This is a genomic window from Streptomyces sp. PA03-5A (genome assembly GCF_033792725.1).
In the GTDB taxonomy this organism is placed as follows: domain Bacteria; phylum Actinomycetota; class Actinomycetes; order Streptomycetales; family Streptomycetaceae; genus Actinacidiphila.
In genome coordinates this window covers 73540-85892 of record NZ_JARAVL010000031.1, presented here as the reverse complement: position 1 = coordinate 85892, position 12353 = coordinate 73540, and the positions used below count along the sequence as shown (strand labels likewise).

The following is a 12353-nucleotide window of genomic DNA, read 5'->3' as shown; positions in this document are numbered from 1 at the left end:
CTTGGGGGGACGGACGTGTGCGGGCGCCTGCGATGGTCGGCGGTTCGGGACGTGGCGGTTCAGGGCCGCGAGCGCTGACGCAGACGCAGCGGGGTGTACACCGCGAGGGCCACGAGGAAGGCCACGTAGTACGACAGGTCCGCGCCGTGCAGGGCGTCCGCCACCGGGCCGACGTACAGCGTGGTGTCCATGAACGGCACGGCCGCGGCGAAGGCGGCCACGAACGCGACCACGGCGGGCAGGCCGGGCTGCGGCCGGTCGGTCTCGGCGGCGAGGTCGATCTCCGCGCCCGCCCGTTCCCGTGCCCGGACCAGCCAGTCGACGATGACGATCGCCACGAATCCGGGGATCCAGTAGCCGACGAACAGCAGCACGTTCTGGAAGCGGGCGGTGGTGTCGGCGGCGTGCATCCACAGCACCAGGGGGAAGCCGAGCACGGCGGCGAAAGCGGCCGCCGCCGGGCGGGGAACGCGGACGCCGACGGTCTGCAGGGCCAGGGATCCGCTGTAGTCGTTCATGGCGTTGCTGCACAGGGCGGCCAGGGCCACGGCGAGCAGCCCGAACGCCCCCAGCGGCCCACCGCCCAGCAGATCGGCCACACCTGCGGCGGTCTGGTCGGTCAGGACGGACGCGCCCCACAACCCCAGGACCTGGACGGCCACGAAGGACACCACCAGGCCCGCCAGGGTGAACCAGAACATGCGCGAGCGCGAGGTGCTCCGTGGCAGGTAGCGGCTGAAGTCGCTGGCGTACGGGGCCCAGGACAGGGACAGGCTCAGCGCGATGGTGCTGGTCAGGACGAACGCCCCGCCCCGGTCGGCGCCGTGGGCGGAGCCGGTGACCGCGGGGTGGACGCCGTCGAGCAGCTTCCAGGCGATCAGGGCGAAGGCGACGGCGAGCACGAAGGTCATGACGATCTGGAGCCGGTGGATGGCCTCGTAGCCCAGGACGCCGAGAGCGCCCTGCCCGAGCATCATGATGAGGACCCCGAGCCAGAAGGGCAGGCCGCACAGCCGCGCCAGCGCGTCCCCGCCGAAGAGCCCGATCAGCGCGTCCCAGGCGACCGAGGACAGCCACTGCAGGATGCCGGGTAGCGCGACGGCCCGGCCGAAGGCCAGCCGGGCCAGCGGCAGCTGCCCCGCACCGGTCCGGCTCCCCCAGGTGCCCAGGTAGGCGGTGGGTATCGCGCCGATCACGGTGCCGAGCACCACGGCGGTGAGCGCGGTGGCGAAGTCCAGGCCGAGGACGATGCCGATGGTGCCGGTGAACACGCCGGTCATGGTGAGGTTGGGGGCGAACCACACGGTGAACAGCCGCCCCGGTCCGCCGTAGCGGTTGCCCTCGGGGACCGGTCGTATGCCGTGTGCTTCGATCCGCAGGTCGCCGGCGGCCGCCGGCATGCGGCCGTCGAAGACGGTCTGTCGGCTGTCGGCGGGCAGACCGCCGGAAACATGCGCCAATGGCATGGAGACATCCCTCCGCCAGTACGAACTGGTTCAGGTTCGACGGGTGTGATCTCAGCCCTCGGCGGGGCACCCCGTGTCCGGTACGGGGGACAGACTAACCCGACGGCGACGCCCGGTGCGCCTGCGGGGCGCCCTCCCGCAGGGACCCGTTCGCGAGCGTTCACCCGGCGCCTGGAGGGGCGTGACGGTCACGGCGACGGCGCCCGCCACGGATCGGCGGGTTTGTGGCCCCGGTACCGCGGGCTGGGAAATAATCGGGGCATGGCATCGACGTCCAGCACCACAGAGCTGCGCCGCGAGCGGTTCTGCAGGCGGCTGCCCGCGGAACTGTCCGCTCTGCGGGGACCCGCGCACGGGACGGTCGCCCTGCCGCTGCACCTGGCCTGGTCGGGCCTGACGGAGTTCGATCTGGACCAGCCGCGGCTGCGTATGAGTTGTTACCGGACCGTCCTGGCCGAGGGCCTCCACGACGACTTGGTCCGCTACCTCGACCGGGACCTTCTCATCAAGCTCTGGCCCGTGCTTCGCACGCTGATCAGCCGCGACATCCGCGACGTCTGGGAAGCCGCCTTCAGCGAACTCCCCACTCGGGCGCCTCGAGCAGCGTGAACCTCGATCCACTGCACCGCCGGCTGCTGGCGGACGTCCTCAGCATCGGCAGTCCGTATCCCCTGGTCCTCACGGGTGGCTACGCGGTGCAGGCGCACGGCCTGGTCCAACGGCTCAGCCAGGACCTCGACGTCGCCACGGACAACAACGACCCGATGGACCAGATCGCCGCGACCGTCACCGCCGGGCTTCGCGACCGCGGCTGGCAGGTGCACGTCGTGGAAGCGGACCGCTGGCCGCACGTCCCACCGTGACCGACCCGGACAGCGGTGAGGAATGCGAGCTCGACATCCTCAAGGAAGTCCTCACCCGCCCCGCCGTGATCACCGACCACGGACCGGTCCTGTCCCTCGAAGACGTGGTGGGTACCAAGGTCCGCGCACTGGCCGACCGCGGGATCGTCCGGGACCTCATCGACGTCCGAGCCGCGGCCCACCTGTGGTCCTCGATCGAGCTCGAAGCGCTCGGCCGCCGCCACGCCCGCGACGCCTTCGACCTGGAGGACCTGCTGGCCCGCCTGGACGGCGCGGACTGGATCGACGACACCGAATTCGCCGCCTACGGTCTCACCGAGCCCGCGATCGGCGAATTGCGCAACCCAGGGATGGGCAGACGATCTCACCGCCCGTCTCCACGACCAGCCGCTCAACGCCTGACCGCCCTCAGCGACGGCAGGCTCGGTCGCGGAAACCGGACGCTTCGCCCGTGGAGGCACCGGCAGCCGTGGACCAGCCGCACGTGCGGTCCGCAGGGCTTGGCCCTGCTGGCGCTGCGCCGAAGCGTCACGCAGCGGCGCCGGCGCACCGCCGCCGGCATGACGTTCCGGCAGTTCCCGCATCCTGCCCCGCCCGCCTCTCTCGCACCGTCGGCGACGGGCCACTCGGGTGGTCCGCGGCGACACCACCACGCTGGGCGGCGCGGGTCCGGGGGCGCCGCTCCGGATCCGCGTTTAATCGCGCTCGGATCCGAAAAGCCGGGGGCTGGGAGCGCCGGCGGGCGCGGATCTCCGGGCCAGGCCTCACAGCGCTTGAGGGAGATTGCCATGAGCGGCACCACGACCTTGCCGGCACCGTCCGGTCCCTACCTGGGCAAAGGGTTGCTGCCCGCAGACTTCTACGCCTACGAGGAACTGCTGTCGGACCGGGAACGGGAGAAGGTCGAGTCCGTCCGCGAGTTCCTCCGCACGCAGGTCGCCCCGATCGTCGACGACTACTGGGCCCGGGCCGAATTCCCCTTCCAGTTGGTCGAAGGCTTCGGGAGGCTCGGGCTGGTGGACTGGGCCGACCCGGAATCGACGGGATCCAGGCCGAGCAACCTCTTCGCGGGTCTCATGGCCTTGGAGCTCGCCCATGCCGACGCGTCGGTGGCGACGTTCTTCGGCGTGCACACGGGTCTGGCCATGGGCACCATCCTCGCCTGCGGCTCCGAGGAACAGCAGCGGAGGTGGCTGCCGGCGATGAGCCGCTTCGAGAAGATCGGCGCCTTCGGGTTGACCGAGCCGCACGGCGGCTCCGACGTCGCCGGCGGGCTGCAGACGACCGCCCGCCGCGACGGCGACGGATGGATCCTCGACGGCGCGAAGCGGTGGATCGGCAACGCGACGTTCGCCGACCTGGTCGTCATCTGGGCCCGCGACGTCGAGACCCGTCACGTGCTGGGCTTCGTCGTGGAGAAGGACACGCCCGGGTTCACCGCGACGAAGATCGAGAACAAGATGGCGCTGCGGATCGTGCAGAACGCCGACATCGTGCTCGACGGCTGCCGGGTTCCGGAGACCAACCGGCTGCAGAACGCGAACTCGTTCAAGGACACAGCGGAGATCCTGCGCCGGACCCGCAGTGGGGTGGCGTGGCAGGCGGTGGGCATCATGTTCGGCGCTTACGAGATCGCCCTGGAGTACGCCAAGCAGCGGGAGCAGTTCGGCCGGCCCATCGGAGGCTTCCAGCTGATGCAGGACCTGCTGGTGAAGATGCTCGGCAATGCCACGGCGTCGTGCGGGATGGTGACGCGGCTGGCCCAGCTGCAGGACGCCGGGGTGTACCGGGACGAGCAGTCCTCGCTGGCGAAGGCCTACTGCACCGTGCGGATGCGGGAGACCGTGGGATGGGCGCGCGAACTGCTGGCCGGCAACGGCATCATCCTCGACTACAAGATCGGCCGGTTCGTCGCCGACGCCGAGGCCATCTACTCGTACGAGGGCACGCGCGAGATCCAGACCCTCATCGTCGGGCGTGCCGTGACCGACGGCCTGAGCGCTTTCGTGAGGTGACCAAGTTGACCACCGAATCCGTGTTCACCGGGCTGAAGGTCCTCGACGCATCGAGCTTCATCGCGGCACCGGCCGCGGCCACCATGCTCTCCGACTTCGGAGCCGACGTCATCAAGATCGAGCCGCCGGGGAACGGCGATCCCCAGCGGCGGCTGGGCTCCGTACCGCCCAGTCCCCAGGCACGGGCCAACTACAGCTGGCACCTCGCCAACCGCAACAAGCGTGGCATGGTGATCGACCTGAAGTCCCCGGCGGCCACCGGGATCCTCAAGCGCCTCGTCGAGTGGGCCGATGTGGTGATCACCAACTTCCCGCACGGCACCCGCGAGAGACTGCACCTCGGCTACGACGAGGTCGCGGGCTGGAACCCGCGGGTCGTCTACGCCGACATCACAGGCTTCGGTGACACCGGCCCCGACGCCGGGCAGCCGGGCTTCGACCTGACCGCCGCCTGGTCGCGCAGCGGGCTGCTGGCCTCCACCCGGGACGCGGGAGCACCGCCGACGGTGCCGGTCTGGGGCAGCGGCGACTACATGTCGGCGATCGCCGTCTACGCGGCGATCGTGACCGCCCTGTACCGCCGTGAGCGAACGGGACAAGGGGCCAGTGTCGGGACGTCGCTGCTCGCCACGGGCGTCTGGGCCACGGGAACCCTGGTGGCCGGCGCACTCGCCGGCGGCACGTCCTTCGAGCTGCACGACCGGAAGGCGCCGGCGAATCCGCTGGTCAACCCCTACCGGACCGCGGACGGCGAGTGGTTCATGCTGGTGGCGTCTCCCCCGCACTGGCCGGGACTGACGCGGGCCATCGGGCGCCCCGAGCTGCTCGAGGACCCGCGTTTCGCCGACGTCGAGGGTGTCCTCGAGAACGCCGCCGCGCTCAGCGAACTGCTCGACGCCGAGTTCCGCGCGCGGCCCTTCGCCCACTGGAAGGACGCCCTGGGACGAGAACGCGTCACCCACAGCCTCATCCAGACCCCTGAGGAGGCCGCGCAGGACCCGCAACTGCGCGCGAACGACATCGTGGTGCCGCTGGAAGGAGTCACCGGGCTCACGGAAACCATCAGCAGCCCGGTCAACCTGCGAGGAGTGCCGAAGGTGCCGGCGAAACGTGCGCCGGACCTGGGCGAGCACACCGACGAGATCCTCACCGAGCTGGGATTCGGCCCCGCCGAGATCGCCGAACTGCGCGCCCAGGGAGCGATCCCCGGCGGGACGGAAACGAAGGCGCCGCGGTGAGCGGGGCATCAGCGTACGGGCCCCGATCCCTCGGGCTCGGCACCGAGCACCAACTGGTCCACGTGATCTACCGCAACGGCGCCCGGTACCTGGTGCAGGCATGGACGGAGAGGGCGACGCTCGCCAAGAGCGCAGCCGTCGCTGCTACAAGCCGTGGTGGGTACGCTCCAGGCGGCAATCCTTTGTCTGACTCCTGCTCCGGAAGCAGACGGAGCTCTGGCGTGAGGGCGTGAAGCTGGCGGGGCGCAGGCGCCTGGCGCCTGCCCCGACCCAAGCTCCCGCGTAGTAGAGCGGCCCCGCCGCGGACAGGGGAGGTACGTCGGCGGGGCCGCGTACGGCGCCCGCCCGGTACTCACCACGTAACTGGGCGAGCTGCTGGGGGCCTAGGGGCTGCGCTCCGCATGGGCAGGGATCAGTAGATTCCAGCCGATGCCGGAGCAGTCCTTCGGGACAGGAGGGAAGGTGTGGCCCTCCACGTCTGTGCTGGTGAAGCGATGGCCCTGGCCGCAGGTGCATTCGTAGATGCCGCTGACCGGGACCCTCTTTCCGGGGAGATTCACGCGGGTTTTCTCGTCCATCACGTCCTCCTCGCCGACCGGGGCCTGAATGGAGCAGGCCCCGGTCTGCAAGGCGCTGACCACCGAGAGGGGGAGCCCTTCGGGGCGCCGCCCGGTCGGGGGGCGAAGCGGGCGGCGCCGGCAGATCGCCTTACCTCGCACACGTCGCCGAAACCTCCTAGGCGGGAACATCTACAGCTCCGGGAGGCTGTGATCCGCATGCGGCAGCGGACGAGGCCGTCCTCGGGCAGGTCGAGCAGCATGCTGCTTCCGTCGGTCGCGCGGGCCTGAATCCGGGCGCGAACGGGGGCGACCTGGTCGACGGGGCCGGTGAGGACGATGTCGACGGCGTCGTAATCGGGCGGTGGAAAGAGGTCGTTTTCGACAGTGCTCAAAGCGTGTCAACGGTTCGTACTGGGCGGCGGGGCCGGGGCGGTGGCCACTCGAAGGAGTGGCGCCGGCTGGGCTGTGCCGCTCCCCCGCCATCAGCGCCGCCACTGGCGCTCCCACCAGCCCACAGCGAGTGCGTCCAGGCCTGCACCTGATGCTGCAGACACTGCAGCACTCGCGGGCACACGGCACGGACCGGTGCCCGCGGGCGCCACATGCGCCTGCGGTTGTGCGCGAACGGTGCGGAGAGCAGAGTGCCGGCGCTTGTGGCAGGCGCCGACTGCCGTCGTAGTCTGAACTTGTCCGTCCGGCCGGATCAGGCCCTACGGGGCCGATTAAGGCCGGGCGGGCCCGTCACCACACGTCGGGGCCGCCGCCGCGCCACTCGATGACGTCGGGGTCGGCGATGTCGAACCAGGCGGGATCGAAGCCGGCAAGCCAAAGGAACTGCTCCAGTTCTGTCATGTCGCGGGCAGTTCCGAAGTAGACCCCGTTGATCGTTACTCGGCGGCCGTCCACGGGCGGAAGGACGATGACGGACGGCTCCTTGGCAGGCATGTGTCCAGCGTGTCTCGCGCGGAACGCGGGTGCATGCTGGACGTGTTGACCGACGGCGTCTCCCGCCGCGTAGAAACCGACTCCGGACCCGGCGGCATCTTGGTCGTGTGCCGCGCCGAGGCGTGCGACAAGCGGGCACCGAGCGTGTTGGCTGCGGCGGCGGGCAGCACGCTGGACCCATCGACCAGGTGACGGAGCGGCCCCTCCGAAAGCCCCGGAAGGAAGCGACGGGGACCGCGTCTTCGAGCCCATCCGGCCAGCCGCGTGGACCACTTGCATGGCCAGGCAGGCGAAAAGCGACCCCGCCCCGAGGGCTGACTCCGTTCCGCATGGGCAGGGCCGGTGTACCACTGGGAGCGGGCGCAGGTGCCGGACGGGGCCGTTCCGGCCTCCGCCCCTCGGCTGCGGGTATCGGTACTGGGCGGCATGTACGGACTGCCTGGGGGGGGTACGTGGTCAGGTGCGGCTGGGGGTCCGAGTCCGGCGTGAGCCGCGGCACTGTGCGGAGAACCTGACCGCGGCCCTGCGGGAAGACCTCATCATGACCGCCCCGGGCATGGTTCGTTCGTCGACGAGACGGCCACCGAGAGCTGATCCCGCTGGCTCGACACGCTGGCCAGCCGTACAGTCGAACGTGTGAGCGACTTGCCGCCTGATGCTGAGCGGCTGCGGGTAATCCGGTTGTACCTGCAGTTGCAGATCGACGCGGTCGACGCGAAGATCCGCGAGGTCGAGGAGAGGGAGCCTCGACCCGCTGCCGCTGCTACGCCACCGAAGCAGGAGAAGTCGCACGCCAAGGGCGGGATCGGCTGGCGCCTCCAGCACATACCCAAGGGCGGGTCCCTCCACGGTGTGATCCACCGCGGCGACTGCCCGGACGCGGTCGGCGGCTGGCTCAGCCCCCGCGAGGTGGAGATCGCCCTCGGCATGCCCGACGTCGAGGCCTGCCCCCGCTGCCACCCCGCGCGCACCGCAGCCAGCGCCTGAAGACACGAAAGCGCCCCCCGCCGTTCCGAAGGACAGCCGGGGCGGCCCAGTGCTGGAGAGAGCGGCGCCTGCCACGCCCGTGAGGGCGCGACGGCCGGCAGTGGCCTTCAGGGCGCTCGCACACCCTGACGGCCTTCCACTTGCGGACCGCACATCTGGTCCTACCGCCATGCGTGGGTGCGCTGGACGCACGCGGCGACGACGTCTTTGAGGCTGCCGTTGCGCTCCAGCAGTTCGCGCTGGGCCATCGCGCCGTTTCCTGCCCTGAGTAACGCGGTGAGCGCGTCGCGGGCTGTGGGCAGGTCTCCGTTGTCGTCCAGTGAGTCGTGGACGTGGTCGAGCAGCGCCCGCAACGCCTCTTCGGCCGGCACCGGCTCCATGGTGAGAGGGTGCACGAGCTTTCCGGTCAGGCCGGAGCGTGCGGCCTGCCAGCCAGCCGCAGGAAGCCGACGGGGTGGCCGGCGACGGGGGTGCCGTTCCGCCAGTCGCGGGCGGCGGTGTCGACGAGCGAACGGATCAGTGCGCGAGAAGCCCCGTAGTGGAGGCGTCCAGGCAGACGTCGGCGATTCTGATCTCCACCGTCGGGTAGGTACGGGACAGCCTGGCGTCGGAGTAGATCATGCCTTCGTCCCGGAGCGCCCCAGTGGCCACCATGGTGCGCACCAGGGCGTGGTAGCGAGCGGCGGACCCGAAGGGCTCCACGGGAGCGGCCGACGGCCGTCTGCCCCATACACGGCTTCGGTAACTGGCGTAGCCACTGTCCTGCCCCTGCCAAAAGGGCGAATTGGCGCTCAGTGCCGGCGGCAGCCAGGGGCGGATCCGGTCCAGAACGGCCACGCCCTCCTCGTCGGAGCCCACCGATACGTGGACATGGCAACCGCAGGTCAGCTGCTCGTCAGCGGTCAACCCCCCATGCCGTCCCTGCCTCAGGCAAAGCCATCAGCATGTCGTCTCCTCAAGCGAAAGAGGCGTTGTTGATCCCGCGTCTTCCCGGTCGGTGGCGGCACATGCCGCTCCTCAGGGCAGCGGCGTGCCGCCCGTGGCGTTGACGACCTCCGCGGTGATGTAACTCGCGCGCTGGGAGGCGAGGAAGACGTACGCCGGGGCCATCTCGGCGGGCTGGGCGGGGCGGCCCAGCGGGGACTGCTTCCCGAACTCGGTGGTGTCCGGGAGGGTCGCCGGGATCAGGGGGGTCCACACCGGCCCTGGGGCCACCGCGTTGACGCGGATCCCCTGGGAGGCGACCATCTGGGCCAGTCCCTGGGTGAAGTTGACGATTCGCCCTTGGCGTGGAAGATCGCGGCTGGGAACGACGCACAGATTCACGCGACGAGCGAGTGCCTGAAGCAGATCGGCGAGGTGTTCGTCCAAGTGGTGGGTTCCCTGGCGCTAGCACCCGCCACTGCTGTTCTGCTCCACCACAATGAGCGGCTTACCAGCCATGGCGGCATTTGCGATGAGGCACTTTCCTGCTGAGCGTCCGATCGCCAGAGGGCCTCGCGTTCGTGAAGCACATGGCCTTGTTGGCGGACCGGACCGGTCATGGTGGCGGGAGCGGTGTCCCGGCCTCGACGCCCAGCGGGACTTCGTCCGCCGGGCAGAGGTGGGTGCCCATGTTGCGCTCCATCATGCGCAGTGCCGCGTCGGCCAGGTCGCGATGGATGTGGGCGACGGCGTCACTCGCGACGGTCGTCGGCAGGTGCCGGACGTGCGCGTCGAGTGCCGAATACAGCACGCACTGCTCGGTGACCTGCCCGCACAGCACGAGATGGCCGACGTTCCGCCGGTCCAGGAGGTACTCCAGCGGGGTCTGGAAGAAGATCGAATGCCGGGCTTTGACGACGAACAGCGAGTCGGCGTCGGGCTTGACCGGTTCGACCAGGTCGGCGTGAGGGCCAGCGAGTGCCATGTCGAGGATTTCGTCGTGATGGGAGCGCCAGCGTCCGTAATTGTCGTTGACGTAGATGACGTCCACACCGATGGCGCGAGCGCGTGAGATCAGCCTCCGTACGCCCGGAAGCGCCTCTCGCACAGATGGCAGCAACAGTTCGGCGTCCTCGTGCTCATACGTATTGATCATGTCGATCACGACGAGCGCGGTCGTTTCCTTGTCGTGCATTCGTTGCGGACCTCGATGGTTGCCGTGTCAGGCGATCACTCCCCGGCGGCGTGCTGGGCTCGTACGCGGGGGAGGTGCAGAAAACTCCGGACAGGGTCGTTCTTCCAGGATGCGGCCATCAAGACTGCGTCGCAGCCCGGAGGAGGGGTGGAATGCCGAGTGATCGTGTATCCCGCCTTCGGAATGCGGCGGGCGCCGGGTCCGGCTGGATGAGCGCATCCTCACCCTGGCCCATGGGCCCAGGGACATTCTCGTCTTGCTGCGGCGGGCTGCGGGGCGGCGGACCTGATCTTTGGTGACAGGCGGCGCGCCGCGCCGCCCGGTTCGCATCGACCGCCGTTCCACCGTTCGGGCCTGCCCGGTGGACGCCAACCCGCTGCGGTCGCTTCCGCTGGGTCAAGCGTCGCGTCGCTGGTCGTTGCTGTCCTGGCGCAGCTGGTCGGCGTGCCGAATGAGAGCGTCCACGCGCGCAGCTACCTCCGGATGCCCCGGCTGCAGATGGATGCGGGCGGCCGCAAGGGGGGTCATCAATCGGGCCGCATCGTTGTGGGCGAGGGCCCTGTCGATGGCGGCGATGGCGGAGCGGGCCGCGGGGGGAAGGTCGGAGAGCCCGGTGATGAGAGCGGCCAGGCGGCGCAGGTCTGCGGCGTTGTCTCGTGCCCAGGCTGTGACGGTGCGGTCGGCGGCACGGCGGTCGCGGGTGGCCTTCACCCGCTCCTCCCCGGTACTGCCTGCCGCTCCCGGCTGCAGCCGCAGGTAGCGGCGTTCGGCAGCCTGGCGACTGGCGACCCCGAGAGGGCCTGCCAGCTCGGCCCAGCTGGTGCCGGCGGCGCGGGCGGTCTCAATCAGGCCCCTCTCCCAGCCGGCGAGCTGCTCGCGCACCTCTCGCAGCAGCGTGAGCGAGGCCAGCGCCTGTTCTGTGTCGTCACCTGAGATGGCTGCCGGCGTCGTATCCGCGGCGCGGGCCGTACGCAGAGCGTCGTCGATGGCTGCCAGAGCAATTGCGGCGGCCAGGAGTGGCACGGCTCCATCCTCGCCGGCAGCCGTCGACGCAGCGGGCTCGGTGGCATCCATGAGGCAGTGTCTCCCTTCGTGTCATCGCCTCGACGACTTGACGTTTGTCATCGCTTGGACGACATGGTACAAGTGAAAGCAGGTGAAGCGCATTGGCAGCCACTGCCCGAACGCTTGGAGGTGTTTCACGATGTTGATGCGCACCGATCCGTTCCGTGAGCTGGACCGTCTGACCCAGCAGCTCCTGGGGACGTCCGGCACATGGACGAGGCCCTCGACGATGCCGATGGACGCCTACCGCGAAGGCGACCACTACGTGATCGCCCTCGACCTTCCCGGCGTATCGCCGGAAGCGATCGACATCGACGTCGAACGCAACATGCTCACGGTCAAAGCCGAACGCCGTCCCGTCGCCAAGGCCGACGACGTGCAGATGGAACTGTCCGAACGGCCCCTCGGCGTCTTCTCCCGGCAGCTCATGCTCGCCGACACCCTGGACGCCGACCACATCGAGGCCGAATACGACGCCGGCGTTCTGACCCTGCGCATCCCGATCGCGGAGCGGGCCAAGCCCCGCAAGATCGCCATCACGTCCACCGGCGACCGCAAGCAGATCAGCGGCTGAGCCCTGAGCCGGGCACCACCCGGCACACGCAGGCGGCGGAGGACGGCTAACCGTTTCCCTCCCTCCTCGGTTCCGTCCTCCGCGTAACTCAAGGGGATTACCGTGGCCATGCGACCGGATGCGTTCCTCGCACGCGTGCAGGAACGCGGCGAATACTCCACACCACAGGAGGCGGACCAGGCCGCACGCGTCGTGCTGGCCCTCCTGGGCGCACACGTGGTCGGCGAGGAGCGTGCGGAACTCGCCGCCCGACTGCCGGAGACCTACGCACTCATCCTGCTCAATCCGCTGCAGGCCGCCGAGCCGCTGGACGCCGAGCGGTTCGTGCGGGCCACCGCCGCCTGGATCGAAGGCGCCACCGAACAGACCGCACGCTGGGACGTCGGCGCCGTCCTCAGCGTGGCCGCCGAGGAGGCCGGACAGGACCTCCTGCGCCGGCTCTTGCTTCAGCTGCCCCCGGGCTACGACCTGCTGTTCGGTCACCTCGAGCCGGCCTGACCCTCACGACCGTGGGGCGGGAC

Annotated in this window: 12 protein-coding genes, 3 pseudogenes and 1 riboswitch; of the genes and pseudogenes, 8 read left to right on the top strand and 7 right to left on the bottom strand. The window is 70.0% G+C overall.

The genetic code is table 11. From position 1 onward, the window contains the following. Window positions 1-59: 59 nt before the first annotated feature. Window positions 60-1466: a purine-cytosine permease family protein gene (locus tag PV410_RS32265; RefSeq protein WP_500329290.1), complete on the bottom strand. Its 1407-nt coding sequence runs from the start codon at window positions 1464-1466 to the stop codon at window positions 60-62. Further along, window positions 1457-1550, bottom strand: a riboswitch (TPP riboswitch). (Overlaps the previous gene by 10 nt.) A 177-nt stretch (window positions 1551-1727) precedes the next feature. Between PV410_RS32265 and PV410_RS32260 the strand changes: the two genes are divergently transcribed. The 4 genes and pseudogenes from PV410_RS32260 (at window position 1728) to PV410_RS32245 (ending at window position 5582) form a co-directional block, all read left to right on the top strand. Continuing rightward, on the top strand, window positions 1728-2075 hold the full coding sequence (locus tag PV410_RS32260) for a transcriptional regulator (protein ID WP_500329289.1): 348 nt from the start codon (window positions 1728-1730) through the stop codon (window positions 2073-2075). Next, a pseudogene (locus PV410_RS32255) lies at window positions 2072-2731 on the top strand (nucleotidyl transferase AbiEii/AbiGii toxin family protein). The gene PV410_RS32260 and the pseudogene PV410_RS32255 overlap by 4 nt, the downstream one beginning before the upstream one ends. A gap of 386 nt (window positions 2732-3117) precedes the next feature. Beyond that, window positions 3118-4344: an acyl-CoA dehydrogenase family protein gene (locus PV410_RS32250; RefSeq protein WP_500329288.1), complete on the top strand. Its 1227-nt coding sequence runs from the start codon at window positions 3118-3120 to the stop codon at window positions 4342-4344. Between the two features lie 5 nt (window positions 4345-4349). After that, complete coding sequence (locus tag PV410_RS32245; protein ID WP_500329287.1) at window positions 4350-5582, top strand: CaiB/BaiF CoA transferase family protein; 1233 nt, start codon at window positions 4350-4352, stop codon at window positions 5580-5582. Between the two features lie 383 nt (window positions 5583-5965). On the opposite strand, the gene PV410_RS32240 is transcribed toward PV410_RS32245, so the two are convergent. Both PV410_RS32240 and PV410_RS32235 read right to left on the bottom strand, forming a co-directional pair. Beyond that, complete coding sequence (locus PV410_RS32240) at window positions 5966-6160, bottom strand: hypothetical protein (protein WP_500329286.1); 195 nt, start codon at window positions 6158-6160, stop codon at window positions 5966-5968. 723 nt (window positions 6161-6883) lie between these two features. Then, on the bottom strand, window positions 6884-7087 hold the full coding sequence (locus tag PV410_RS32235) for a hypothetical protein (RefSeq protein WP_499516345.1): 204 nt from the start codon (window positions 7085-7087) through the stop codon (window positions 6884-6886). Between the two features lie 636 nt (window positions 7088-7723). Here PV410_RS32235 and PV410_RS32230 point away from each other — a divergent pair. Continuing rightward, a complete protein-coding gene (locus PV410_RS32230) occupies window positions 7724-8074 on the top strand; it encodes a DUF6233 domain-containing protein (protein ID WP_500329285.1) in 351 nt (116 codons plus the stop codon). Window positions 8075-8235: 161 nt separating this feature from the next. On the opposite strand, the pseudogene PV410_RS32225 reads toward PV410_RS32230, so the two are convergent. Both PV410_RS32225 and PV410_RS32220 read right to left on the bottom strand, forming a co-directional pair. Next, window positions 8236-8983 (bottom strand): annotated as a pseudogene (locus PV410_RS32225) (glutamate--cysteine ligase); the annotation flags it as partial. Window positions 8984-9091: 108 nt separating this feature from the next. Then, window positions 9092-9361: pseudogene (locus tag PV410_RS32220) on the bottom strand (SDR family oxidoreductase); the annotation flags it as partial. Here PV410_RS32220 and PV410_RS32215 point away from each other — a divergent pair. After that, on the top strand, window positions 9359-9550 hold the full coding sequence (locus PV410_RS32215; protein ID WP_500329317.1) for a hypothetical protein: 192 nt from the start codon (window positions 9359-9361) through the stop codon (window positions 9548-9550). The pseudogene PV410_RS32220 and the gene PV410_RS32215 sit on opposite strands and share 3 nt — an antisense overlap. A 64-nt stretch (window positions 9551-9614) precedes the next feature. Here the strand turns inward: PV410_RS32215 and PV410_RS32210 are convergent, their stop codons facing one another. Continuing rightward, complete coding sequence (locus tag PV410_RS32210; protein WP_500329284.1) at window positions 9615-10193, bottom strand: cysteine hydrolase family protein; 579 nt, start codon at window positions 10191-10193, stop codon at window positions 9615-9617. 396 nt (window positions 10194-10589) lie between these two features. Then, window positions 10590-11267, bottom strand: coding sequence for an HSP18 transcriptional regulator (locus PV410_RS32205; RefSeq protein WP_500329283.1), 678 nt, complete (start codon window positions 11265-11267; stop codon window positions 10590-10592). A 130-nt stretch (window positions 11268-11397) separates the two neighbouring features. On the opposite strand from PV410_RS32205, the gene PV410_RS32200 reads away from it, so the two are divergent. Next, on the top strand, window positions 11398-11832 hold the full coding sequence (locus tag PV410_RS32200) for an Hsp20/alpha crystallin family protein (RefSeq protein WP_499516341.1): 435 nt from the start codon (window positions 11398-11400) through the stop codon (window positions 11830-11832). Between the two features lie 108 nt (window positions 11833-11940). After that, complete coding sequence (locus PV410_RS32195) at window positions 11941-12330, top strand: DUF2267 domain-containing protein (protein ID WP_500329282.1); 390 nt, start codon at window positions 11941-11943, stop codon at window positions 12328-12330. The last annotated feature ends 23 nt before the right edge of the window (window positions 12331-12353 follow it).